Genomic DNA, 24,904 nt, shown 5'->3' on the forward strand with positions numbered 1-24,904 from the left:
GACGTGGGCGGCTAGGAGCGAGCGGTCAGAATGAGCGGGCCGTCTTCCGTGATGGCGACAGTGTGCTCGGAGTGCGCGCCCCGTGATCCGTCGGCGCTGCGGAGGGTCCAGCCGTCTTTGTCGGTGACGATCTTGTCGGTCGACTCGAGGAACCACGGCTCGATCGCGATGACCAGGCCGGCGCGCAGGGGAAGACCACGATTGGGTCGACCGCTGTTCGGAACGTGTGGGTCGCCGTGCATCGTGCGGCCCACTCCGTGACCGCCGAAGTCGGTGTTCACGAGATATCCGGCTTCCGCAGCGATCTGTCCGATCGCCGCGGAGATGTCGCCGAGCCGTCCTCCCGGCCGGGCAGCCGCGATGCCGGCTTCCAGCGCTCGTTCTGTCGTCTCGATGACCCGCAGATCTTCGGCGCGAGGCGTTCCCACCACGATCGACACCGCCGAGTCGGCCACCCAGCCGTCGACGGATGCCGCAAAGTCGAGACTCAGCAGGTCGCCGTCGCGGAGCACGTAGTCATGGGGGAGGCCGTGCAGCACGGCGTCATTGACTGATGTGCAGAGCACCTTGCCGAAGGGGCTGGCGCCGAACGACGGGTGGTAGTCGATGTAGCACGACTCGGCTCCACGCGACCGGATCATCTCGTGCGCGATCGCATCGAGCTTCAACAGGTTCATGCCGACGGCGGCCCTGGACTTCAGCTCGGTGAGCACGTCGGCGACGAAGCGCCCCGCAGCCCGCATCTCGTCGATTTCTGTGGGCGTGCGCAACTCGATCATGTCTCTATTCTGCCCGCTCTCGTGTTCGCCCGAGGCGCACATGATCCCAGCCAATTCCCGAGCTGCCGCGCCTAGCCTGAAGAGGTGATGATTCGTCGGGCTTTCTACTCGGTTCTGTTCCCCGCAGCAGTCGTTCTGCCGGCGTGGTTGCTAGTCGGCAGCGCTGTCTTCGGCGGAGGCGCCTGGGAAACCCTCGGTGTTCTCCTCGCCGCCATCGTGCTGTTCGTGGCGCTGGCCGCCATCGCCGGAATCGTCTATGCGCGGCCGGGTGTCCGCGCATCCAAACTCGTCTCGTGGATCGACGTGGCCGTTCTCACCGTCATTTCGGCTGCGGCGATCACTCTGGGCCTCAATACGGCCGCCTCGACGATCGCATCCGTTGTGCTCATCGTGGCTGTGATCGGCGGGTTCTGGGCCGCGGTGTGGCAGTTCTTCGTCGAGGCCCGCAAGAGAGTTCAGGATGCGTTCGCCTCGTTCGAGGTTCCGCCGACCGCTCCGGGTGCCGGATTCCGCCCCAATCAGGTGCCCGCGGGCATCCGGAACGACGGCGAGTACATCGTGATCGAGACGAGCCGCGACACCCACTGATTGTGGCGCGGGCGCCGCGTGTGGCAGAATAAACGATTGTGCCTCGGCCCGACTCTGCCACAGGGGAGTCTGCGATAAACGATGGCACCGAAACTCACACTTCTTTTACCCCGTAGTCGACCTGTGGCGGTTGCAGAGAGCGAATCATCATCATGAGCCACATTCTCGATTTCGTCGACGCGGCATCGCTGCGTAGCGACATTCCCGAGTTCCGCGCCGGCGACAACGTCAAGGTGCACGTCAACATCGTTGAGGGTACGCGTTCGCGTATCCAGGTCTTCCAGGGCGTCGTCATCGGCCGCTCGGGCGAGGGCGTTCGCGAGACGTTCTGCGTGCGCAAGGTCAGCTTCCAGGTCGGCGTCGAGCGTACCTTCCCGGTTCACTCCCCGGTCATCGACCACATCGAGGTCGTCACCCGCGGTGACGTTCGCCGCGCGAAGCTCTACTACCTGCGTGCCCTTCGCGGCAAGAAGGCCAAGATCAAAGAGAAGCGCGACGCGTAACTTTCGCCTTCGAATCAACTGACAGCCGAAACGCGTCGGTCCTTCGATTCACATCCCTGAGCTCCTTGCCCATAAAATGGCAGGGAGCTCAGGCGGTTAAATGACAGAAACGACCATGCCATCGCGTACGTCACGCCGGCACAAGAATTCGCGCAGGCAGCGCAGCACACTGCTGTTCCTTCGCGACATCCTCATCATCTTCCTCGTCGCCGTTCTGGCGTCGGTGCTGATCAAGACGTTCCTCGTGCGGTCGTTCTACATCCCCTCGGGGTCGATGGAGAACACGCTTCAGGTCAATGACCGCATTCTGGTCAATCAGCTCGAGCCCGGCCTGATGCCGATCGAGCGCGGCGATGTCGTCGTGTTCGCCGATCCGGGCGGCTGGCTTCCCGCCACTGTCGAGCCCGAGAAGGCGCCCGTCGCAGCAGCCCTCGACTGGGTGCTCGAGACGGTGGGCCTCGCGGCGAGCGACGCGAACGACCACCTCATCAAGCGGGTCATCGGCCTGCCGGGCGATCACGTGACCTGCTGCAACGCACTCGGTCAGATGTCGGTCAATGGCGTTCCCCTCGATGAGCCATACATCAAGCTGCCCGAGGGGCAGACGGCCGCCTCCGCCGTGGCGTTCGACGTGACCGTACCCGAGGGCTCCCTGTGGGTCATGGGCGACAACCGCTACAACTCCAAGGACTCGCGGTTCAACCAGGACCAGCCTGGCAAGGGCTTCGTGCCGATCGACAATGTCGTGGGGCGCGCTCTGTGGATCACATGGCCGACCGACCGCTGGACGTTCCTCGACAACTACTCCGATGTGTTCGCGGGTGTCGAGAGCGAGGGATCGAAATAGCTGTCTCCGACCCGACCCTCACCGTTGAGCGCGGACTGGAACGCAAGGGTGCGAGCCTCGTCATCGGAATCGACGAGGTCGGCCGGGGAGCACTCGCCGGCCCCGTCGCCGTGGGCCTCTGCGTGATCCGTGCCAGCAGGCGTGCGCCGATTCCGGCAGGACTGCGCGACTCGAAGATGCTCTCCGAGGCGGCGCGCGAGCGCATCGCTCCTCTCGCTGCCGACTGGGCTCTCGACAGCGCCGTGGGGCTCGCGAGCCCGCAGGAGGTCGACGAGCTCGGCATCATCGCGTGTCTCGGTCTCGCCGCCAAACGCGGGCTCGGCCTGCTCTATGGCCGAGGGGTGGATGTCGCCGGTTCCGTCATCCTGCTCGACGGCTCCCACGATTGGCTGGCCCCCGCCCTCTCCACACCCCTGAACGTCGTGACCCGCGTCAAAGCCGACCGTGACTGCGCGTCGGTCGCCGCGGCATCCGTTGTGGCCAAGGTGCACCGCGACCGCCTCATGATCGACCGCCACGCCGACACGCCTCATTACGGCTGGGACAGCAACAAGGGCTACGGCAGCAGCGTGCACATGGAGGCCATCGCCACTCACGGCGCCAGCGACTTCCATCGCCGCAGCTGGCTCAAGGAACCCGCCCTCGTTTCGACGCCGTAGACTGGGCGCACCATGGAAGATGATGAGATCGAGGACTACGACCGCGAAGTCGAACTGGCCCTCTACCGCGAATACCGCGACGTGGTCTCGCAGTTCAAGTACGTGATCGAGACCGAGCGCCGGTTCTATCTGGCGAACGACGTCGAACTGGTTCGCCGCGACACCGAGCACGACTTCTACTTCGAGCTCGTGATGAACGACGTGTGGGTGTGGGATGTCTACCGCTCCGACCGCTTCGTCAAGAGTGTGCGCGTGCTGACATTCAAAGACGTCAACGTCGAAGAGCTGTCGACGAAGGACTTCGAGCTTCCGAAAGAACTCGCGCTCGACGAGTAGGCGTCTTCTCCTCGGCTTGCCCTGTGGAGAGTGGGTTTCGCCCGTTCTCTCGGAGTGACGTCTGGCGGAATTCACGCGCTGCCATCCTCGATGGCGGAGGCGCGAATGAAAGCAAAAGATGCCCTGGGTCGCCAGGGCGAAGACGTGGCCGCGAGCTACCTCGCAGACCAGGGCTTCACCGTTCTCGAACGCAATTGGCGATGCGAGCAGGGTGAGATAGACCTGGTCGGCGTCGACGGCCGCGACACCGTGTTCGTCGAGGTCAAGACCAGATCGTCGACCGCCTTCGGGCATCCGTTCGAGGCGATCACCGATGCGAAGCTGGCACGGCTGCGACGGCTTGCTATCGCCTGGTGTGACGCGCAGCGAGGCCCGCGTCCCGGCGTCATCCGAATCGATGCGGTGTCCGTACTCATCCGCGAGGGCGGCGTGCCCTTCGTCGAGCATCTCCGCGGGGTCTTTCGATGATCGGCACGACGACCGCCGTGGCGCTGCTGGGCCTCACCGGTCAGATGGTCGAGGTCGAGGCCGACATCACTCCGGGGCTTCCCTCGTTCACGATCATCGGTCTGCCCGACACGGCGCTCTCGAATGCTCGTGAGCGGGTGCGGCATGCGACCAGCAATGCCGGATGCCCCTTGCCGGCGAGGCGCATCACGGTGAATCTGTCACCGGCCGCTCTGCCGAAGTTCGGGCCGGTCTTCGACCTCGCCATCGCCATGGCGTTGCTCGCAGCAGCGCGCAGCATCAGCGCCGAGTCGATCGGCAGGGTCGTGCATCTCGGAGAGCTGGGCCTCGACGGGCGGCTCAGGCCGACCAGCGGCATCCTGCCCGCTGTGGCCGCCGCAGCTCGGCTGGGGTTCACCCGGTTCATGGTGCCCACGGGTAACGCCGACGAGGCCGCGCTCGTGCCCGGCATCACGGTCATTCCTGTCGCCTCTGTCCGTGACGCAGCGATCTTTCACGGCAGCAGCCTCCAGCCTCAGCCCGTCGAGCCGATCCTGCTCGCGAGAGAGAGCGCCACCGAGACGCCCGTGCTCGAGCTGGCCGACGTGGTCGGCAATCGCGACGCGACGCAGGCGCTCGTCGTCGCGGCCGCGGGCGGTCACCACCTCTTCATGCTGGGCCCACCCGGTGCCGGCAAGACCATGCTCGCCGCTCGGCTACCCGGGTTGCTTCCCGATCTCGGCGCGCTCGAATCCCTCGAGGTCAGTTCGCTTCGCTCGCTCAGCGGCGAGGTCGTCGGCTCGCAGCTCATCACGCGGCCTCCGCTCGAGAGCCCGCACCACACGGCGACGGCGGCGGCGCTGGTGGGCGGGGGCTCGCGGCAGATCAGACCGGGGGCAGCCGCCCGCGCCTCGCACGGAGTCCTCTTCATCGACGAGGCCCCCGAATTCAATTCGTCGGTGCTCGATGCTCTGAGGCAGCCGATCGAGACGGGCGTCATCAGCATCCACCGTGCGAACGCCGTCGCCTCGTTTCCTGCGACGTTCCAGCTCGTACTCGCGGCGAATCCGTGTCCGTGCGGCCAGTACGGTGCGCGCGATTCCGAGTGCACCTGCACCCCTCATGCTCGCCGCCGATACCTCGGCCGGATCTCGGGCCCCTTGATGGACCGCATCGACATCCAGCTGCGGGTGCAGCGCATCACGGCGGCTGAGCTCCGCATGGCCGACGGCGCCGAGCGACTCGACACGGCCACTGCACGGGCGACCGTCATCGAGGCGCGGGCCCGTTCAGCATCCCGACTCGCCAAGACGCCGTGGAGGGTGAACTCGCAGGTTCCCGGCTCGTGGCTACGCACCGGCCCACGTCGGCTTCACCGGGCCACGACAGCCTCGCTCGACAGGGCGCTCGAACGAGGTGGCCTCACCATGCGCGGCTACGACCGGGTGCTGCGCTTGGCGTGGACGGTCGCCGACCTCGACGCCGTGGAATCGCCGACGGCGGAACACGTCGGGCGCGCGCTGTATCTGCGAAAGTCGTTGCAGTCGTGACCGTCTTCGGGCTGGACTCGAGGCAGGTGATGGGTCTCGCCGCTGCGGTGTCGGCTGTCACCGGGGCAGAGGTCGACGAGGCAACCGCAGCGGAGATCTTCGCCAGGGCCTCGTGGACAGGCATTGCCGAGCCGGGCGATTCGATTGCGGGAGCACTTGTCGCGTCGGTGGGCGCGGTGACGGCCCTGACATCGCTCGTCGATTCGTGGACCATCGATCGGGTCGCAGCGGAGATCAGCAGATCAGGGGTCGAGGCTGTCGCACCGCACGACCTCGCGCTCGCTTTCGAGCGGTGGCGGCCGCGTCTTGTCTCGAGTTCCGTCATCACGGCACTTCGGCAGGCGGCGAGGGTCTCGGCCCGACTCATTCTTCCGACAGACGGCGTCTGGCCTTCGGCGGTCGACGACCTCGGCGCGCACGGCCCGATCGCGCTGTGGGTACGGGGTGTCGATGCGGCGCTGGCGTCGCTTCCGTCGTCCGTCGCCCTGGTCGGCGCGCGGGCAGCAACCGGTTACGGGGAGCACATGGCGATGGAACTCGGCGCGGGGCTGAGCGACAGGGGAGTGGCCGTGGTGTCGGGCGCGGCGTATGGAATAGACGGCATGGTTCATCGGTCCGTGCTCGCGAGTGGCGGGCTCACGGTAGCCTTCCTTGCCGGAGGCGTCGATCGCTTCTACCCCAGCGGTCACGATGCCCTGCTGGGCCGCATCGCCACAGTCGGCGCCGTCGTCTCGGAGCTGCCCTGCGGCTCGCCGCCGACGAAGTGGCGCTTTCTGCAGCGCAACAGATTGATTGCGGCGTCGAGTGTCGCCACCGTCGTCGTCGAAGCCGGGCGCCGCTCGGGCTCGCTCAACACGGCAGCCCATGCGGCATCCGTGGGCCGACCTCTCGGCGCTGTTCCTGGCCCCGTCACGTCACCGTCGTCAGCGGGCTGCCATCGTCTGATCCGGGAGTTCGATGCAACTTGTGTGACGAGTGTCGACGAGGTGCTCGAGCTCGCAACGGGCATGGCGGGCGATGCGTCGCAGCCCGAGCTCGACCTCGGCCTCGACGCGGCATCGGATCGGCGGCCGCCAGATCAGGTGCGTGTACTCGACGCGCTGAGCGCTCGATCGGCCCGCATGACGACCGATGTGGCACGGCGCACAGGCATGTCGATGGGGGCGACGGAGGGTGTGCTGGGTCTGCTGGCCCTCGACGGATTGGCCGTAGAGGGTGAGGCCGGCTGGAAGAAGCAGAAACGGTAGCGTGAAGACATGAATCTTGCAGAGTCACACTCGAACAGCGCCCCCGCGCTCGCGGTCACCGGATCGACAGGTCATCTCGGAGGACGGGTCGCCAGGGCTCTGGCCGACCTCGGACGCGAGCAGACTCTGGTGGTGCGCGACTCGAGCCGAGCACCTCAGCTCGCCGGTGCGCGGGTGCGTCAGGCGTCTTACCGCGACGGCGCCGCGAGCCGGGCCGCGCTCGAGGGTACTCAAACCCTGTTCATGGTGTCGGGCTCCGAGAGCGTCGACCGTGTCGACGAGCATCGCTCGTTCATCGATGCCGCTGCGGCCGCCGGCATCACCCACATCGTCTACACGTCGTTCTTCGGCGCGCACCCGGAGGCGGTCTTCACTCTGGCGCGCGACCACTTCGCGACGGAGCAGCACATCCGAGAGTCCGGAATGGACTTCACTTTTCTGCGCAACAACTTCTACATGGACTTCTTTGCACTGTTGGCGGGAGAAGACGGAGTGATTCGCGGGCCGGCCGGCAGCGGTCGTGTCTCGGCTGTCAGCAGGGCCGACCTCGCCGACGCCGCGCTCGCGGTCTTGCGCGACCCGGGAGCGCACCGCGGCGCCGCCTACGACTTGACGGGTCGCGAGGCGCTGAGTCTCGACGACGTCGCCCGCATCATCACGCAGAAGACGGGGCGCACGGTGTCATTCCACGACGAGACGCTGCCCGAGGCTTACGAGTCTCGTGCCAGTTACGGCGCGCCGTCGTGGCAGGTCGACGCCTGGGTATCGACCTACACGGCGATGGCTGCCGGGGAGCAGGCGCGCATCACCGACGATGTTCTGTTGCTGACGGGTCATCAGCCAGAGACCCTGGGGGAGTTCCTCGACAGAGCGTGAGCGGGGCCACCGCCCACGACGGCGGCGGCCTCAGGCCGAGTCGCGCCAGACGATGGCCGTCTCGAGGAACGTGCCCGCGGTATCCACCGTCTCGCCCCTGAGCTGAGCCAGCACGCTTTCGGCCGCCCGTCGACCGAGCTGCCCGGCCGGCTGGTGAACCGTCGACAGCGGCGGCTGCGCTCGCGTCGCCCACGCGCTGTCGTCGAATCCCACGACGCCCACGTCGCCGGGAACAGACCGTCCGACCTCGCGAAGAACATCGAGCACGCCTGCGGCCATGGCGTCCGAGGCCGCGAAGACGCCGTCGACGTCGGGCGCCCGGTCGAGCAGCAGACGCATTCCGTCGATGCCGCTCGTGTGCGCGTACAGCGGCGTCGTGACCACCAGCTCGGGGTCGAAGGCGTCGCCGAGCGCCGCACGGAAGCCCGCCATGCGATCCTGCCCGGAGTCGCGATCGAGTCCTGCGGCGATCATGCCGATGCGTCGCCGTCCGGTCTCTTTCAACCGCGTCGTGATGGCCTTGGCGGCGCTGAAGTTGTCGATGCCGACATAGGGAATGCCTTCGACGTCGACGGGATGGCCGACGAAGGCCGCAGCGATGCCGAGCTCGGCGACCACCTTGGCGATGGGATCGTGGGCGCGTGCCGACACGATGATCACGCCGTCGACGAAGCCGCCACTCAGGTACTCGGCCACCCGGTGGCTGTCGCGTTCGGAGTCGATGACGAGTGAGACGAGCTGGTAGTCGGCGTCGGAGAGCGCGGAGTTGATGCCGAGCAGAATGCTGCCGATGTTCGGGTCTTCGAGAAAGAGCGAGTGGGGCTCGTGCACGACGAGGCCCACGGCGTGCGACTGCCGCGTCGCCAGGTTGCGTGCCGCGCTGTTACGAACGTAACCGACCTTCGAGATCGCATCCATGACAGCGGAGCGGGCCGCCTCCGAGACATACGCTTCGGCGTTCAAGACCCGGGACACCGTGCCCCGCGAGACGCCGGCGACCGCCGCGACATCGTTGATGGTCGCGCGTGCAGCTGCGGCTCGGCGGGCGGTCATATGCCCACTGTACTGGGCTGAAAGTCTGCTGGGTGCGACCGATCGGGTGCTCCGGAATTGACACGTCGATGACGGTGTGTTTATTCTGGGAGCGTTCCCAGAAGTGCCCTCGATCTTTCGAGTAAGCAGAACTGGGAGCGTTCCCAGATGGCGACGCCGCGGGATCGAGCATGAGCAGACAATGGAGCCCGTACCGTGAGCGAGACCGCAGTAGCCACCCTGATCGATGGCGACGTCTCCGCGTTCACTTTCGGTTGCGACTACAACCCCGAGCAGTGGAGTCGAGAGACCTGGCTCGAGGACGCCCGCCTGATGAACGAGGCCGGCGTGACGCTCGTGGCGCTGAACATCTTCGGTTGGGCGCAGCTCGAACCCGTGCGGGGCAGCTACGACTTCGATGCGCTCGACGCGATCATCGAGATCCTTCACGAGCACGGCATCGGCATCAACCTCGGCACCGCGACGGCGAGCCCGCCGCCGTGGTTCAGCGCCGACTACCCCGAATCGTTGCCGATGATGGCCGACGGCACGACGCGCGAGTTCGGTGGACGACAGGCGTTCTGCCCGAGTTCGCCTGCCTATCGAGAGCACGCGCTCGCACTCGTCGAGAAGATCGCCGAGCGCTACGGCGCGCATCCCGCCGTGCGCCTCTGGCACGTCTCCAACGAGATCGGATGTCACAACGCGCACTGCTACTGCGACATCTCGTCCCACGCCTTCCGTGGCTGGCTCGAGGAGCGCTACGGCAGCATCGACGAGCTGAATGCCGCCTGGGGCACCTCGTTCTGGAGCCAGCGCTACGCGTCATGGGAGCACATCCGCACGCCGAGGCTCACTGTGTCGACAGGCAACCCGGGACAGGCGCTCGACTTCATGCGGTTCAGCTCGGACGAGCTGCTCGCGCACTACAAGGCGGAGCAGGCGATCCTCCGCAGACACAGCTCCGCACCCGTCACGACGAACTTCATGGTCACCGCGCACATCCGCAATCAGGACTACTGGGCGTGGGCGCCACACATGGACGTCGTCGCCAACGACCACTACCTCGACCACCGCCTGGGCGACCCGCGATCCGAACTGTCGTTCGCGGCGGATGCGACGCGCGGCCTGGCCGGCGGCCGCCCCTGGATGCTCATGGAGCAGGCGACCTCGGCGGTCAACTGGCAGCCGCTCAACATCGCCAAAGCACCGGGCGAGATGATCCGCAACACTCTCAGTCACGTCGCTCGTGGCGCAGACGGCATCAGCTTCTTCCAGTGGAGGGCGTCGCTGCAGGGGAGCGAGAAGTTCCACTCGGCGATGCTGCCGCACGCGGGAACGGACTCGGGCGTCTGGCGCGAGGTCGTCGAGCTCGGAGACATCCTCACCCGTCTTGCCGAGGTCACCGGCAGCGTCGTCGACGCCGAGGTGGCCATCGTCTTCGACTGGCAGGCGTGGTGGGCCACCGACCTCGACTCGCATCCGTCGGTCGAGGTGCGCTACCTGGCACAGGTGCACGCGGCGTACAACGCTCTCCTCGGCGCCGGTGTCACGGTCGACATTGTGGCGCCGGGCGCTTCGCTCGCCGCCTACAAGCTCGTCGTCGTTCCGAGCCTCTACAGCGTCACGGATGCCGCGGCCCAGACTCTGGCCGACTATGTGGCGGCCGGCGGGCACACCGTGGTGACGTTCTTCAGCGGAATCGTGGACGAGCACGACCGGGTACGCCCAGGCGGTTATCCCGGAGCCTTCCGCGAGCTCCTCGGCGTGAGGAGCGAGGAATTCGTTCCCCTGCACGCATCCACGGTTCTCGAGCTGAGCGACGGGCAGAGCGCTCGTCTGTGGTCGGAGCGCCTGCGGCTCGAGGGCGCAGAGGCGATCTCCGTCTTCGACAACGGCCCTGTCCCCGGAGTCCCTGCCGTCACGCGCAACTCGGTCGGCGGTGGAGTGGCGTGGTATCTCGCCACGGCCCTCGACGAGGCATCGCTCGCGGAGACGCTCATGCGTGCCGCCACCGAGGCGGGCGTTGCGGTACCCGTGGCGCACCCTGTCGGCGTGGAGATCGTGCGCCGGGTCGGAGCATCCGACAGCTGGGTGTTCATCATCAACCACACGGATGCCGCGTTCGAGTATCGAACGCGTGGCACCGAGATTGTCACGGGCGCCGAGATCGGCACGCCCGCATCAGCTACGAACGAGACCGCGCAGAACGGCACGCTCGACGTGCCGGCCGGCGCGGTGCGCGTCGTGAGAGAGAGCAGGAACTAAGAAGTGACGACCACCTCGGTGCCGCGGCTGAAAGCCCGCCGCACACCCGTCAAACACAAGAGGGCGATTGCGATCTTCCTCGCTCCCTTTGCTGTGCTGTTCGCTGCCTTCTACCTCTTGCCGATCGGCTGGGCGATTGGGCAGTCCCTGCTCGTCGTCGAGCGCGACGGCACCTTCGGCAAGCCGGTCGAGGTCTTCGGCGGGCTGACCCAGTACATCCTGGTGTTCCAGAACGAGGCGTTCTGGGCATCCGTCGGCCGGGTCGCGCTGTTCGGCGTGGTGCAGGTGCCGGTGATGCTCGGCTTCGCGCTCGTTCTCGCTCTGCTGCTCGACTCGCCGCTCGTGAAGGGCAAGAAGTTCTTCCGACTGGCCTTCTTCGTGCCCTACGCCGTGCCCGGCGTCATCGCCGCCATCATGTGGGGCTACCTGTATTCGCCGAACCTCTCTCCGTTCGCCGCTTTCACCTCTGGATTCGACCTGCTGGCGCCCGAGACGGTGCTCTGGTCGATCGCGAACGTGGTCACCTGGGTCTACGTCGGCTACAACATGCTCATCATCTACTCGGCGCTGCTCGCTCTGCCGAGCGAGATCTTCGAGGCGGCCAGACTCGACGGCGCCAACCAGCTGCAGATCGCGCTGTCGATCAAGATCCCGCTCGTGATGCCGGCGATCGTGCTCACCGCGATCTTCTCGATCATCGGAACGCTGCAGCTGCTCGCCGAGCCGCAGGTGTTCCGCAGCTTCACCTCGTCGGTGTCGAGCACGTTCACGCCCAACATCGCCGTCTACACGACCTCGGCCGTTCCGAACGTGAGCCTTGCCGCAGCCATGTCGGTCGTGCTGGCGCTCGCCACCTTCATCATGTCGTTCGTCTTTCTCAAATTCACCCAGCGTAAGGGCGACCAGTGACCCAGATATCTGCCGGAGCTCCCAAAGAGAAGCTCGCCTCCCGCACCGCGGCGATGATCGTGATGGGCATCTCGACGCTCTACTTCCTGGTGCCCATCTGGTGGCTCTTCATCGGCTCGACCAAGTCGCGCGAGCAGTTCTCGAGCACGGCCGGCCTGTGGTTCGCCGACTTCAATCTGTTCACCAACATCGGCGACCTCTTCGCCTACAACGACGGCGTGTACCTGAAGTGGATGCTGAACAGCATCATCTACGCGAGCTTCGGCGCGCTGCTCGGAACGCTCTTCGCGGCGATGTGCGGCTATGCCCTGGCGAAGTACCGCTTTCCGGGTCGTGAACTGATCTTCAACACCGTTCTCGGTGGTGTCCTGGTTCCGGCCACCGCGCTCGCGCTGCCGCTGTTCCTCATCTTCAGCCAGTTCAACGCGACCAACACGTTCTGGTCGGTGTTCCTGCCGAGCATCGTGAGCCCGTTCGGCGTCTACCTGGCTCGCATCTTCGCCGCGGCGAGCGTGCCGGACGAACTCCTCGAGGCCGCGCGTCTCGACGGCGCTGGCGAGGTGCGCACCTTCTTCTCGGTCTCACGCCGACTGATGACGCCGGCGCTGGTCACGATCTTCCTCTTCCAGTTCGTGGCCATCTGGAACAACTTCTTCCTGCCGCTCATCATGCTGCGCGACCAGACGCTGTTCCCCGTGACCCTCGGCCTCTACACCTGGAACTCGCAGGTCAACCAGATTCCCGAGATCCGCACCTTCGTCATCATCGGGGCATTCCTGTCGATCATCCCGCTGATCATCGCCTTCCTCAGCCTCCAGCGCTTCTGGCGCGGAGGTCTGGGGGCCGGCAGCGTCAAGTAGTCGCTGTCACCCGCACGACCCCTCACCACAGAACCGCACAGTCAAAGGAAGAGAAAATGCATATCAAAAACAGCAAGCGCATCGTGGCGCTCGGTGTTCTCGCGGCTATCAGCCTCACGGGATGCGCCGCAGGCGGCAGCGGTGGAAGCGCCAGCGGCGACGCCGCCGCATGTGCTCCCAGCGACGGCAAGGTCGACCTGACCTACACGTCGTGGATCCCCGGAATCGATAAGGTCGTCGACATCTGGAACAAGGAGAACCCCGACGTTCAGGTCACCGTTCAGACCGGCCCGAACGGCAACGGCGGCACCTACAAGAACTTCTTCAACCAGCTGAGCGCCGGCAACGCGCCCGACCTCGGCCAGATCGAGTACGACGCCCTGCCGAACTTCCGCGTGCAGGACGGCCTCACCAACATCGCCTCGTGCAAGAACGTCACCGAGAGCAAGGACGACTTCATCGACTGGACCTGGAACCAGGTGACATTCGGCGAGAAGGACTCGGTCTACGCGATTCCGCAGGACACCGGCCCCATGGCCATGTACTACCGCAAGGACCTGTTCGAGAAGGCCGGCATCCCCGTGCCGACCACCTGGGACGAGTACGCAGCGGCAGCCAAGACCATCCGTTCGCAGGGCGGATACATCACCAACTTCCCGCAGAACGACGTGAACTGGTTCGCCGGTCTCGTCTGGCAGGCAGACGGTCGGTGGTTCTCGAACGAGGGCGACAAGTGGGACGTCACTCTGACGTCGCCCGAGTCCGAAAAGGTCGCCGACTACTGGCAGGGACTCATCTCGACCGACCTCGTCTCCAAGGTTCCGGCCTGGACCGACGAGTGGAACAATGCCTACAACACGGGCAGCGACTGGACCTGGATCTCAGCCGTCTGGGGAGCCAACTCGATCTCGAGCGGCGCCCCCGACACATCCGGCAACTGGGCCGTTGCGCCGATGCCGCAGTGGAAGGCTGGCGAGAACAAGGCCGGCAACTGGGGCGGTTCCTCGACCGCCGTGCTCAAGGGATCGAAGCACCCCTACGAGGCGGCGCAGTTCGCTCTCTGGCTCAACACCAGCGACGAGGCCCTCACGGCTCTGAACAAGGAAGCCAACCTGTACCCCGCGACGAAGGCCGGACTCAAGCTGCCCGTGCTCAGCGAGGGCGTCGACTTCTACGGCGGACAGAAGATCTACGACACGTTCGCGACCGCCGCGAACGAGACCAACTCGGACTTCGTCTGGGGCCCGACGATGACGCAGACCTACGGTGACGTCGCAGACGGCTTCGGCGAGGTGCTGGGTGGTAGCGGCACGCTGACCGACGCGCTGAAGACGGGTCAGAAGAAGACCATCGACGCACTCGACGCGGCTGCGATCCCCGTCAACAAGTGAGCATGATCTACAGGTGAACATGATTTACCACCTCCGTGCCGCGGGTACCAGCTTCGTGCTGGACGCCCGCGGCACGGCCGTGCCCGCCGTCATCCATTTCGGAGCCGATCTGGGCGAGCTCGACGATCGCGCCCTCGAGAATCTCGTCGAGGCGCAACAGCGTGCCGTCGGTCCGAGCTCCATCGACTCACCCCTGATCCAGAGGGTCGTGCCTCTCATGGCCGACGGTTGGTCGGGCAGACCCGGGCTCGCGGGCTATCACGAGGGCACGCAGATCTCAGCCCTCGGCGTGCAGCACACGGCCGCGCTCCGTATCAGGCAGGCCGAGCGCACCGACCAGAGCGTCACCCTCGTTCTCGAGAGCATCCCGCCCGCTCACGGCGAGGCGGATGCGACGGGGCTCGTCGTCGAGATCGACATCGAGTTGTCGACAGACGGGGTCTTGAGACAGCGGCTCAGCGTGCGCAACGAGGGATCGAGCGTCTACTCGCTGGCATCTCTCGACGCCACTCTTCCGGTGCCCCCGCGGGCACGAGAGCTGCTCGACTTCACCGGCCGCTGGCCGCGCGAACGCCAGCCGCAGCGCCACGATCTGGGGCTGGGAACCTGGACGAGGGACAGCAGACACGGCAGACCGGGTCACGACGCGGCTTTCCTCATGGTGGCGGGCACCCCGAACTTCGGTTTCCGGCACGGAGAGGTGTGGGGATCTCATCTCGCCTGGAGCGGCGACCAGCGCCTATGGGCTGAGGCATCTGCGACAGGACACTCTCTCGTCGGTGCGGGGGAGCTGCTCGAACCGGGCGAGGTGCGCCTGGCGACGGGCGAGATCTATCACTCGCCGTGGCTCGTCTCGGCCTGGTCGAACAGCGGCCTCGACGGTCTGACGCGACGCCTGCACGGCTTCGTGCGCGCCCGACGCCAGCTCGGCGAACGCAAAGTCATGCTGAATACCTGGGAGGCCGTGTACTTCGACCACGACCTCGCGAAACTCACGAGGCTGGCCGAGACTGCGGCCAGTGTGGGTGTCGAGCGCTTCGTGCTCGACGACGGCTGGATGAAGGGCCGCACCGACGACCGGCGCGCGCTCGGAGACTGGGTCGTCGACGCATCCAAGTGGCCCGACGGCCTGCACCCCCTGATCGACAGGGTGCATGGCCTCGGAATGGACTTCGGTCTCTGGGTCGAGCCCGAGATGGTGAGCCTCGACTCGGATGTATTCCGGACCCACCCCGACTGGGTGCTCTCAGCGGGCAACGCCGAGCTGCCCCAGCCGTGGCGCTTTCAGCAGGCGCTCGACCTGTCGAACCCGGATGCGTTCGCCCACGTGTATGGACAGCTCGCGGCCTTGCTCGACGAGTACCCGATCGCTTATCTCAAGTGGGATCAGAACCGCGATCTGCTCGGCGGCTCGGCACACCGTCAGACGCTCGCCTGCTACCGGCTCATGGACGCTCTCCGGCAGCAGTTTCCGACCGTGGAGATCGAATCGTGCTCGTCTGGTGGCGGCCGCGTCGACCTCGGAGTGCTGGAACGCACCGATCGGGTCTGGCCGAGCGACACCAACGATTCGCTCGAGCGCCAGTCGATCTACCGCTACACGGCGGGCCTCGTGCCGCCCGAGTTCCTGGGCGTGCACCTCGGGGCACCGACCGCGCACACCACGGGCCGCAGCCATGAGTTGAGTTTCCGCCTCGCGACGGCGCTGTTCGGCCACGCCGGCATCGAGTGGGACATCACCACGGCGAGCGAGCCGGAGCTCGACGCGATCCGCGCCTGGACCTCGTTCTACCGGGAGCAGCGGGCGCTCCTGCACTCGGGAGTCCTCGTGCGGGCCGATGACGTCGACCCGGCTCGTCAGGTGCACGCCATCGTCGCTCCGGATGCCTCGGCCGCGATCTTCGCGGTCGTCACGGTTGCCGCGACCCGCGATTCGGGTGTGGCGCCGGTGACCTTCCCCGGGCTCGATCCACAGCTCGTGTACCGCGTTCGTGCCGTGAAGCTCGGGGAGTGGCCCCGTGTCTTGCAGGATGCTCCGCCCGCGTGGTGGACTCACGGCGAGATCACCCTGCCCGGCCGCGTGCTCTCAGAACTCGGACTCACCATGCCGCTCCTGTTGCCCGAGCAGGCGCTCGTGCTGCATCTGGTGGCTGTCTGAGCGTGCAGCTCGCGTCGGAGGGCGGGCCTGCCAGCGAATCAGCGCCGAACGCGGCATGCTGAAGGCATGCAGCTCGCACGCGCGATAGACGACTTCGTGTCGTTCCTCGTCGGCGAGCGTGGCTACTCGCCGCACACGGTCCGGGCGTATCGCTCGGACCTCGCGGCGTTGGCCTCCTTCGCGGAGCAGAGAGCCATCGACGAAAGCGACGAAGTGACGCTCGAGGTGTACCGGGACTGGCTGTGGGCGGCCTCGCAGTCAGGGCTTTCGAAGGCCACGTTGGCGAGACGATCGGCGACGGCGAAGAGCTTCTCGGCCTGGCTCTCGCGGGGGAACGAGCAGACCGTAGACGCGGCAGCGCGGTTGCGGGCGCCCAAGCCCGATCGCAGCCTCCCGCGCGTTCTGTCGCGAGACGCGATGGACGGCGTGCTCGATTCCTTGGTGGCTCGAACCCTCGATGGCGAACCGGTCGCGCTTCGCGACCTGGCCATCGTCGAGCTGCTCTACGCGTCGGCCCTGCGCGTCTCGGAACTCGTGGGCATCGATACGGGCGACCTCGACCTCGACCGACGCACCGTGCGTGTGCTGGGGAAAGGCAATAAGGAGAGGGTCGTTCCGTTCGGTCAGCCTGCCCATCTGGCGCTGGTCGACTATCTGCAGCGCGGGCGGCCAGCGTTGGCGGCGCGGGCGAGCGGCGGCTCTCATTCGTCGGCCGTCTATCTGGGCGCGCGCGGCGCGCGGCTCGGCACCCGGTCGGTCTATGCGCTCGTCTCGAAGCTGCTCCTGGATGTTCCGGGCTCGGGACCCGAGGGACCTCACGCCTTCAGGCACACCGCGGCCACCCATCTTCTCGACGGCGGCGCAGACCTGCGCGCGGTGCAGGAGATGCTCGGTCACGCGAGCCTGGGAACGACCCAGATCTATACCCACGTGACGACCGAGAGGTTGCGTGAGACCTACCGTCAGGCGCACCCGCGGGCCTGACCCGGCGCATCCGTCGCTCGACCCCGACCGCACCCCCGACGACGCCGAAGCCAGCGCCAGAGGTCGGCAGCAGGATCGCCCGTGGACGTGCCTCGAGCAGCAGAACAGGCGAGATGTAACGACCCGCGTGTCGAACGCCCAAATGCAGGCACGATTCGGCGCAGTGACCAGACGACGAGACGGTGCCGATCTGCTGACCGCGTGTCACGTGATCACCCTTCTTCAGCGTGGTGTCGATGGGTTCGTAGCTCGAGATGAGATCACCGGGGTGCATGATCGACAGCACCGAACGATCGACCACGCGCCCGGCGAAGTGCACGGTTCCCGACTCGGGCGCGACGACGGCGTCGCCCGCCGACGCCCGGATGTCGATGCCTCGATGACCGGGGGAGTAGGTATCGACGGGCTGCTGCCACTCGCGGACGATGACGTGAGGCTCGCCTATGGGCCATGCCCACGCCGATTGAGCGGAGACCGTCAGCGGCATGCCGACACTCGAGACGACGAGAAGCGGCGCCAGGTGAAGGGCGATCCGCCCGACCGACAAGTGGATACCGGAGCGATGCATAGACGCCAGCCTGTCAAGGGGGAGGGCAGGGACAGGCAGGATGCCCCGAATGGGGGAGAGTTCGTGCCAAGATCGAAGTGTTAGGGACAGCGTCGTGATGCGCGCACTGTCGGTCACAAGAGGGAGCAGATCATGGCAACCAGTGGGGTCGCAGGACAAGCAGACACCGACGTGAAAACCGATAAGAAGCTCAGGCGCAAGGTCATCGCGCTCGCGGCGGCGGGAGCAATCGGAGGCTTCCTCTTCGGATTCGACTCCTCGGTGGTCAACGGCGCGGTCGATGCGATTCAAGACGACTTCAGCCTGACCGCGGCATTCACCGGCTTCGCCGTCGCCTCCGCTCTTCTCGGCTGTGCGGTCGGCGCCTATCTGGCCGGCCGACTGGCCGACCGTCTCGGACGCATCCCGGTGATGCTCATCGGCGCCGTCCTCTTCCTCGTCAGCTCCCTCGGTTCCGGATTCGCCTTCGCCGCGTGGGACCTGACCGTGTGGCGCCTCATCGGCGGCCTCGGCATCGGTATCGCCTCTGTCATCGCCCCCGCCTACATCTCCGAGATCGCCCCCAAGGCGATCCGGGGCAGCCTGGCCTCGCTGCAGCAGCTCGCGATCACCGTCGGTATCTTCACGGCACTGTTGTCCGATGCGGTTCTGGCGAACGTCGCCGGCGGCGCGAACGAGGTCTTCTTCCTCGGCCTCGACGCCTGGCGGTGGATGTTCCTCGTGTGCGCCGTGCCCGCGATCGTCTACGGTCTCGTCGCTCTTCGGCTGCCGGAGTCGCCCCGCTTCCTTCTGATGACCGACAAGAAAGAGAAGGCCACGAAGGTTCTGGCCTCGATCACGCCCGCCAACCAGCTCGACAAGGCCGTCGCAGACATCGAGGCCGGTATTCGCGAAGACGCGGCCAACGCCGACAAGAGCTCCCTGCGAGGAAAGCGGTTCGGTCTGCTGCCCATCGTGTGGGTCGGAATCATCCTCTCCATGCTGCAGCAGCTCGTGGGCATCAACGTGATCTTCTACTACTCGACCACCCTCTGGTCGAGTGTGGGCTTCAAAGAGAGCGACTCTCTCACGATCTCGGTCATCACCTCGGTGACCAATGTCGCGGTCACCTTCGTCGCGATCTTCCTCGTCGACAAGGTCGGTCGTCGACCCATCCTGTTGTTCGGCTCGGTCGGCATGGCGGTGGCTCTCGGTTCGATGACGCTGGCGTTCAGCCAGGCGCAGCTCGTCGATGGCAAGCCCAGCCTCGAGGGTGCGTGGGGAATCATCGCGCTGATCGGCGCCAACCTCTTCGTGGTCGCCTTCGGCGCCTCCTGGGGCCCGCTCGTCTGGGTGCTGCTCGGCGAGATCTTCCCGACCCGTATCCGAGGTCGCGCCCTCGGCGTCGCGGCTGCTGCACAGTGGCTCACGAACTTCGCCGTCACCATGACGTTCCCGATCATCTCTCAGGACGTCTCGCTGACGCTGGCCTACGGACTCTACGCGGCCTTCGCCGTGCTGTCGTTCTTCTTCGTCTTCTTCAAGATTCCCGAGACGAAGGGCGTGGCGCTGGAGGAGACCGGCAGCCTCAGCGTCGTGCGTGGTCGCCGCCGCGAAAAAGACGGAGTCGGCGGCGCCAAATAAGCTGCACCTATGCAGCTCGGTCAATACCCTCCAGCCGACCACGTGCTGGCGCACATCAGCGACACCCACTTTCTCGGCGGGCGTCGGCCCCTCTACGGCAGCATCGACACCGATTCGAACCTCGAAGCGGCGATGAGCGCGCTCGAGGCGTCTCGAATCGACATCGACGCGCTGGTCTTCACCGGTGACATCGCAGACCTGGGCGAACCGGATGCCTATGGCCGGGTTCGCGACATCGTCGAGCCGGCCGCCGCTCGCATGGGCGCCGAGATCCTGTGGGTCATGGGAAACCACGACGACCGATCCGCGTTCCGGGCAGGACTACTCGGCGAGGTCGGCCACGACTCTGACAGCGACGCAGCCCCCATCGACAGGGTGGTCTCGCTCGACGGGCTGAGAGTCATCACGCTCGACACCTCCGTGCCCGGCTACCACCACGGCGAGCTGACAGCAGAACAGCTCGAATGGCTGCGCGAGCAGCTGGCCACCAGTGCTTCTCACGGCTCGATCCTCGCGTTGCACCACCCTCCGATTCCGAGCCCTGTCGCCTACATGCAGGTGCTCGAATTGCAGCGACAGAACGAACTCGCCGATGTCATCCGGGGCAGCGATATCCGCGCGATCCTGGGTGGTCATCTCCACTACTCCACCCACGGTCTGTTCGCGGGCATTCCCGTGTCGGTCGCCGCGGCCACCTGCTACACGATGGATGTCTCGGCACCGGAGTCGACGCTGGTCGGGCGCAACGGCGGTCAGTCGATCACGCTCGTGCACGTGTACGACGATCAGGTGGTCCATTCGATCGTGCCGCTCGGCGACTTTCCCATCGTCGCCCGCTTCGACAGCGACTTCACGCGTCGACTCGAGGCTGCCGATCCGGCCGAGCTACGCGAGTACTACGCCAAGCAACAGGGGTGATATAGTTTCCGGAGCACCTCGATCCGTCGGGGTGACTACGCGTGCCCGCTGACTTTCGTCACGACTCCACTCGGTCCTCCCCTCTCCCTCCTGTTCTGCAGGAGTGTGTGATCGGTGGTCGGAGGCGTGCTGGGCACCAGGAACCGTCGCCAACAGGTCGACGGTAAGAAACCGATTGACGTGTGCCTGTGGCGCGAACAGTTCGTGATGAACTGCGACGTGCGCAGCCGCCGTCGAAGAACAGGAGACGGCTCATGGCCGTTGTAACCATTCGCCAGCTGCTCGACAGCGGCGTTCACTTTGGACACCAGACCCGTCGTTGGAACCCGAAGATGAAGCGATTCATCCTCACGGAGCGCTCGGGCAGCCACATCATCGACCTGCAGCAGTCGCTGGTTCACATCGACAAGACGTACGACTACGTCAAGGAGACCGTCGCCCACGGCGGAACGGTCCTCTTCGTCGGAACGAAGAAGCAGGCCCAGGGCTCCATCGCCGAGCAGGCTCAGCGCGTCGGCCAGCCCTACGTCAACCAGCGGTGGCTCGGTGGCCTCCTCACCAACTTCCAGACGGTCTCCAAGCGTCTTGCGCGCATGAAGGAGCTCGAAGAGGTCGACTTCGACGACACCACTCGCGGCTACACCAAGAAAGAGCTTCTGATTCAGAAGCGCGAGCTCGTCAAGCTGCAGAAGAGCCTCGGCGGTATCCGCAACCTCACGAAGACGCCGTCTGCGATCTGGATCGTCGACACCAAGAAGGAGCACCTCGCCATCGACGAGGCGCACAAGCTCGGCATCCCCGTCATCGCGATCCTCGACACCAACTGCGACCCCGACGACGTTCAGTACCCGATCCCGGGCAACGACGACGCGATCCGTTCCGTGGGCCTGCTCACGCGCATCATCGCCGACGCTGCCGCCGAGGGCCTGATCCAGCGTCACCAGAAGCCCGAAGAAGCCGGAAACGTCTCGGCCGTCGAGCCCCTGGCCGAGTGGGAGCGCGAGCTTCTCCAGGCATCCGAGAACCCGTCGACCGAGGCTGAGAAGATCGAGGCCGTCGACGGTCTCGTCGAGAACGCCGTCGAGTCCGACTCCGCCAAGGCTGCCGTCGCCGACGTCATCGCCGCGGAGACCCCCACCGAAGAGAACGACGCAGACGCCGTTGTCGCCGAGCACGAGGCCGCGGCAGACGCGTCGATCGTTCCCGAGCACGCCGTCGAGTCCGACGCTGCGACCGAGGCCCGCCTCGAGGCCGAGGCCACCGACGCCGAGAAGACCCCCGCGAAGTAGTTCGCGCCTTCCTCGATATCTCACCTCTTTAGTCAAGTAAGGAAGCACACCATGGCAGATTTCAGCCTGGCTGACCTCAAGACCCTGCGCGAGCGCCTCGGCACCGGCATGGTCGACAGCAAGAACGCGCTCGTCGAAGCCGGCGGAGACCTCGAAAAGGCGACGGAGATCCTTCGCCTCAAGGGTGCCAAGTCGAACGCCAAGCGCGCCGACCGCTCCACCAGCGAAGGCCTCGTCGCGGCCAAGGAGAGCGGCAACACCGCAACCCTGATCGAGCTCGCCAGCGAGACCGACTTCGTGGCGAAGAACGACAAGTTCGTCGCTCTGGCCGACGCCGTGCTCGACGCGGCCGTCGCTGCCGGCGCGACCTCGGTCGAGGAGGCCCTCGCGGCCCCCGCGACCGGTGGAACCGTCGCCGATCTGATCAGCAACGAGGCGGCGATCCTCGGCGAGAAGATCGAGCTCCGTCGTCTGGCCGTCGTCACGGGCGACGCCTTCGCCATCTACCTGCACAAGACCTCGAAGGACCTGCCCCCGCAGGTCGGCGTGGTCGTGGGCTACACGGGTTCGGATGCCGACACGGCGCGCTCGATCGCTCAGCACATCTCGTTCGCCAACCCGGAATTCCTCGCTCGCGAGGACGTGCCGGTAGAGGCCGTCGAGAACGAGCGTCGCATCGTCGAAGAGATCTCGCGTGGCGAGGGCAAGCCCGAGGCCGCCCTCCCGAAGATCATCGAGGGTCGCCTCGGTGCCTACTACAAGCAGGTCGCCCTGCTCGAGCAGGACTACGCGAAGGACAACAAGCAGCAGGTCAAGAAGGTGCTCGCCGATGCCGGCATCACCGTCTCGGGCTTCGCTCGCTTCAAGGTCGGCGCATAGCACCACGAGCTACGCACTAGTCGAAGGCCCATCCCGCGTGCGGGGTGGGCCTTCTGCTATTAAGTAGGATCAATCGTGGCCGCTCTGTCGGGTGAGCCCCCAGCCCCAAGGAGACTCGCCTGTGAAGACGACCGCATCGCCTGTGCGCCATGGCCGTATGCCCCTGCGCGGAGCCTGGGTGCGCATCCTTCGTCTTGTGGCGATCGTGGCGGCTGTCGCGCTGGTGAGCACGGGCGGAATCGCGGCCGTCAGCGCGTGGACCTTCACCTCGAAGCTCGAGGCCAACTCTGTCGATATTCATCCGGAGCAGGAAGACGACCAGGCGCCGCCGGCGATCGGAGCTCACGAGGGCGGCTTCAACGTGCTGATCGTGGCCGCCGACAACGATGCGAACCAGAGTGAAGATCTCTACGGCGATCGCGAGGGAGCGACGCTGAATGACGTGAACATGCTGCTTCACGTGTCGCAAGATCATAAGACGGCCGTCGCCGTGAGCTTTCCGCGCGATCTGATCATCGCGCATCCGGAGTGCGAAAAGGGCGACGCCATGAGCGCTGCGCCCATCAACGAGGCGTGGGGCAGAGGGGGTCTTCCCTGCGTAGCGTCGACCGTCAAAGAACTCACGGGCCTTCCCATCGACTACGCCGTGTCGATGACGTTCGACGCCGTCATCGCGCTCACCGACTCCATCGGGGGCGTTCCGATTTGTCTCACCGGACCGGTGAAGGACGAGTACATCGTCTATCCCGACGAGAACGGGGTGCTGCAGCACCTCGATCTTCCGGCCGGCGTCACCAATGTCAAGGGCGGTCTCGCGGCCGGATTCCTTCGCTCTCGTCACGGCGTGGGCGACGGCGGCGACCTCAGCCGCATCTCATCGCAGCAGCAGTATCTCTCGTCGCTCGTGCGCCAGTTGAAGAGCAACGACACCCTGAGTGACTTCGGCAAGCTCTATTCGTTGGCGAACGTGGTCTCTGAGAAGAAGTACTTCACGCTCTCATCGGAACTCGCGAGGGTCGACACGATGGTGTCGTTGGCCCAGTCGCTGCGAACGATCGATCTCAACAACATCACGTTCGTTCAGTACCCGGGAACGACGGATGACCCCGACTATCCGGGCAAGGTCGTGCCCACCCAAGACGCGGCCGACACACTCTTCGCGTTGATCAAGGCCGACCAGCCGTTCACTCTGGGCGCCGACTCGCAACCGATCGGAACCACGACAGCGCCCACCGCTCCGGTGGATCCCGCGGCTCCCGTGGATCCGGCCGCCCCTGTCGATCCGGCGGCTCCCGCAGACCCGGCGACACCGGATGCCGCAGCGCCTCCCGTGCTCGACGGCGTCACGGGTTCCACCGCCCAACAGGAGACCTGCGCGATCCCGGCTGAGGGTTAGCCCGGCCAGCCCACTAAAATTTGCAGGACGAGATCGAAAGGGATCCACACACATGACTTCATCAGAACCCCGGCGCCGGGTACTCCTCAAACTCTCTGGTGAGGCCTTCGGTGGAGGCTCCCTCGGAGTCAATCCCGACGTGGTCAGCGAATTGGCGAGGGAGATCGCGGCTGCGGCTAAGCAGGTCGAGATCGCGATCGTCGTCGGCGGCGGAAACTTCTTCAGGGGTGCCGAGCTCTCTCAGCGAGGCATGGACCGCGGCCGGGCCGACTACATGGGCATGCTGGGCACGGTCATGAATGCGCTCGCCCTCCAGGACTTCCTCGAGCAGGCGGGTGCTGCCACGCGTGTGCAGTCCGCCATCTCCATGACGCAGGTCGCCGAACCGTACATTCCGCTGCGGGCAGAGCGTCACCTCGAAAAGGGTCGCGTGGTCATCTTCGGCGCGGGAGCCGGGCTGCCTTACTTCTCGACCGACACCGTCGCGGCGCAGCGCGCGCTCGAGATCGGCGCGAACGTCGTCCTCGTGGCGAAGAACGGGGTCGACGGCGTCTACGATTCCGACCCGCGCACCAACCCCGACGCGAAGAAGATCGACAGGCTCACGTATCTCGACGCGCTGCAGCGCGAGCTCAAGGTCGTCGACTCCACCGCGTTCAGCCTCTGCATGGACAACAAGATGCCGATGATGGTCTTCGGTATGCAGCCGCAGGGCAATGTGACCCGGGCGATTCTCGGCGAGCGCATCGGCACCCTGGTCAGCACGTCGCACGACTGACCGAGCACGTCGCCCTAAA

The 24,904-nt window shown here is 66.0% G+C and carries 23 protein-coding genes; 21 read left to right on the forward strand and 2 right to left on the reverse strand.

The genetic code is table 11. From position 1 onward, the window contains the following. Positions 1–11: 11 nt before the first annotated feature. Complete coding sequence (map, locus tag CCK87_RS03765) at positions 12–779, reverse strand: type I methionyl aminopeptidase (RefSeq protein ID WP_086460117.1); 768 nt, start codon at positions 777–779, stop codon at positions 12–14. A gap of 87 nt (positions 780–866) precedes the next feature. Between map and CCK87_RS03770 the strand changes: the two genes are divergently transcribed. The 9 genes from CCK87_RS03770 to CCK87_RS03810 all read left to right on the forward strand — a co-directional run bounded on the left by CCK87_RS03770 (position 867) and on the right by CCK87_RS03810 (position 7,832). After that, entirely contained in the window at positions 867–1,367 is a 501-nt protein-coding gene (locus CCK87_RS03770; protein WP_086460118.1) for a hypothetical protein, read from the forward strand. Between the two features lie 152 nt (positions 1,368–1,519). Continuing rightward, positions 1,520–1,870, forward strand: a complete 351-nt coding sequence (gene rplS, locus CCK87_RS03775; protein WP_044442052.1) for a 50S ribosomal protein L19 — start codon at positions 1,520–1,522, stop codon at positions 1,868–1,870. 100 nt (positions 1,871–1,970) lie between these two features. Continuing rightward, complete coding sequence (lepB, locus tag CCK87_RS03780; RefSeq protein WP_086460119.1) at positions 1,971–2,717, forward strand: signal peptidase I; 747 nt, start codon at positions 1,971–1,973, stop codon at positions 2,715–2,717. 35 nt (positions 2,718–2,752) lie between these two features. Continuing rightward, positions 2,753–3,376, forward strand: coding sequence for a ribonuclease HII (locus CCK87_RS03785; protein WP_349289985.1), 624 nt, complete (start codon positions 2,753–2,755; stop codon positions 3,374–3,376). Positions 3,377–3,388: 12 nt separating this feature from the next. Further along, positions 3,389–3,712 (forward strand): DUF2469 family protein, encoded by a 324-nt coding sequence (locus tag CCK87_RS03790; protein ID WP_044442048.1) that lies wholly within the window; start codon positions 3,389–3,391, stop codon positions 3,710–3,712. Positions 3,713–3,817: 105 nt separating this feature from the next. Continuing rightward, the gene (locus CCK87_RS03795; protein ID WP_086460120.1) at positions 3,818–4,180 is read left to right on the forward strand and encodes a YraN family protein; all 363 of its coding nucleotides are present in this window, start codon (positions 3,818–3,820) and stop codon (positions 4,178–4,180) included. Further along, positions 4,177–5,709 (forward strand): YifB family Mg chelatase-like AAA ATPase, encoded by a 1,533-nt coding sequence (locus CCK87_RS03800; protein WP_086460121.1) that lies wholly within the window; start codon positions 4,177–4,179, stop codon positions 5,707–5,709. Before CCK87_RS03795 ends, CCK87_RS03800 begins: the two co-directional genes overlap by 4 nt. After that, positions 5,706–6,956, forward strand: a complete 1,251-nt coding sequence (dprA, locus tag CCK87_RS03805) for a DNA-processing protein DprA (protein ID WP_249273689.1) — start codon at positions 5,706–5,708, stop codon at positions 6,954–6,956. The genes CCK87_RS03800 and dprA overlap by 4 nt, the downstream gene beginning before the upstream one ends. A 9-nt stretch (positions 6,957–6,965) precedes the next feature. Continuing rightward, positions 6,966–7,832, forward strand: coding sequence for an SDR family oxidoreductase (locus CCK87_RS03810; RefSeq protein ID WP_086460122.1), 867 nt, complete (start codon positions 6,966–6,968; stop codon positions 7,830–7,832). A gap of 30 nt (positions 7,833–7,862) precedes the next feature. Here the strand turns inward: CCK87_RS03810 and CCK87_RS03815 are convergent, their stop codons facing one another. Further along, positions 7,863–8,885 carry a LacI family DNA-binding transcriptional regulator gene (locus tag CCK87_RS03815; RefSeq protein WP_086460123.1) on the reverse strand — a complete coding sequence of 341 codons (1,023 nt, stop codon included), beginning with the start codon at positions 8,883–8,885 and terminating at the stop codon, positions 7,863–7,865. 195 nt (positions 8,886–9,080) lie between these two features. Here CCK87_RS03815 and CCK87_RS03820 point away from each other — a divergent pair, with 195 nt between their 5' ends. From CCK87_RS03820 to pyrH, 12 genes are all read left to right on the forward strand, one after another. Next, a complete protein-coding gene (locus CCK87_RS03820) occupies positions 9,081–11,132 on the forward strand; it encodes a beta-galactosidase (protein ID WP_249273690.1) in 2,052 nt (683 codons plus the stop codon). Positions 11,133–11,135: 3 nt separating this feature from the next. Continuing rightward, positions 11,136–12,041, forward strand: a complete 906-nt coding sequence (locus tag CCK87_RS03825) for a sugar ABC transporter permease (RefSeq protein ID WP_085481914.1) — start codon at positions 11,136–11,138, stop codon at positions 12,039–12,041. A 53-nt stretch (positions 12,042–12,094) separates the two neighbouring features. Further along, positions 12,095–12,901, forward strand: coding sequence for a carbohydrate ABC transporter permease (locus CCK87_RS03830; protein WP_085483625.1), 807 nt, complete (start codon positions 12,095–12,097; stop codon positions 12,899–12,901). A gap of 56 nt (positions 12,902–12,957) precedes the next feature. After that, positions 12,958–14,292: an extracellular solute-binding protein gene (locus CCK87_RS03835; protein ID WP_086460124.1), complete on the forward strand. Its 1,335-nt coding sequence runs from the start codon at positions 12,958–12,960 to the stop codon at positions 14,290–14,292. Between the two features lie 19 nt (positions 14,293–14,311). Continuing rightward, the gene (locus CCK87_RS03840) at positions 14,312–16,450 is read left to right on the forward strand and encodes an alpha-galactosidase (RefSeq protein ID WP_086460369.1); all 2,139 of its coding nucleotides are present in this window, start codon (positions 14,312–14,314) and stop codon (positions 16,448–16,450) included. A gap of 66 nt (positions 16,451–16,516) precedes the next feature. Then, on the forward strand, positions 16,517–17,434 hold the full coding sequence (locus CCK87_RS03845) for a tyrosine recombinase XerC (RefSeq protein WP_086460125.1): 918 nt from the start codon (positions 16,517–16,519) through the stop codon (positions 17,432–17,434). A 700-nt stretch (positions 17,435–18,134) separates the two neighbouring features. After that, complete coding sequence (locus tag CCK87_RS03855) at positions 18,135–19,625, forward strand: sugar porter family MFS transporter (RefSeq protein WP_086460127.1); 1,491 nt, start codon at positions 18,135–18,137, stop codon at positions 19,623–19,625. 9 nt (positions 19,626–19,634) lie between these two features. After that, positions 19,635–20,543: a phosphodiesterase gene (locus CCK87_RS03860; protein ID WP_086460128.1), complete on the forward strand. Its 909-nt coding sequence runs from the start codon at positions 19,635–19,637 to the stop codon at positions 20,541–20,543. A 254-nt stretch (positions 20,544–20,797) separates the two neighbouring features. Continuing rightward, positions 20,798–21,832: a 30S ribosomal protein S2 gene (gene rpsB / locus CCK87_RS03865; protein WP_086460129.1), complete on the forward strand. Its 1,035-nt coding sequence runs from the start codon at positions 20,798–20,800 to the stop codon at positions 21,830–21,832. A 51-nt stretch (positions 21,833–21,883) separates the two neighbouring features. After that, positions 21,884–22,711, forward strand: a complete 828-nt coding sequence (gene tsf, locus CCK87_RS03870; protein ID WP_086460130.1) for a translation elongation factor Ts — start codon at positions 21,884–21,886, stop codon at positions 22,709–22,711. Positions 22,712–22,832: 121 nt separating this feature from the next. Next, complete coding sequence (locus CCK87_RS03875) at positions 22,833–24,107, forward strand: LCP family protein (protein WP_140162763.1); 1,275 nt, start codon at positions 22,833–22,835, stop codon at positions 24,105–24,107. Positions 24,108–24,159: 52 nt separating this feature from the next. After that, on the forward strand, positions 24,160–24,885 hold the full coding sequence (pyrH, locus tag CCK87_RS03880) for a UMP kinase (RefSeq protein WP_086460132.1): 726 nt from the start codon (positions 24,160–24,162) through the stop codon (positions 24,883–24,885). The last annotated feature ends 19 nt before the right edge of the window (positions 24,886–24,904 follow it).

It is taken from the genome of Agreia sp. VKM Ac-1783 (assembly GCF_900177765.1).
GTDB lineage: Bacteria > Actinomycetota > Actinomycetes > Actinomycetales > Microbacteriaceae > Agreia.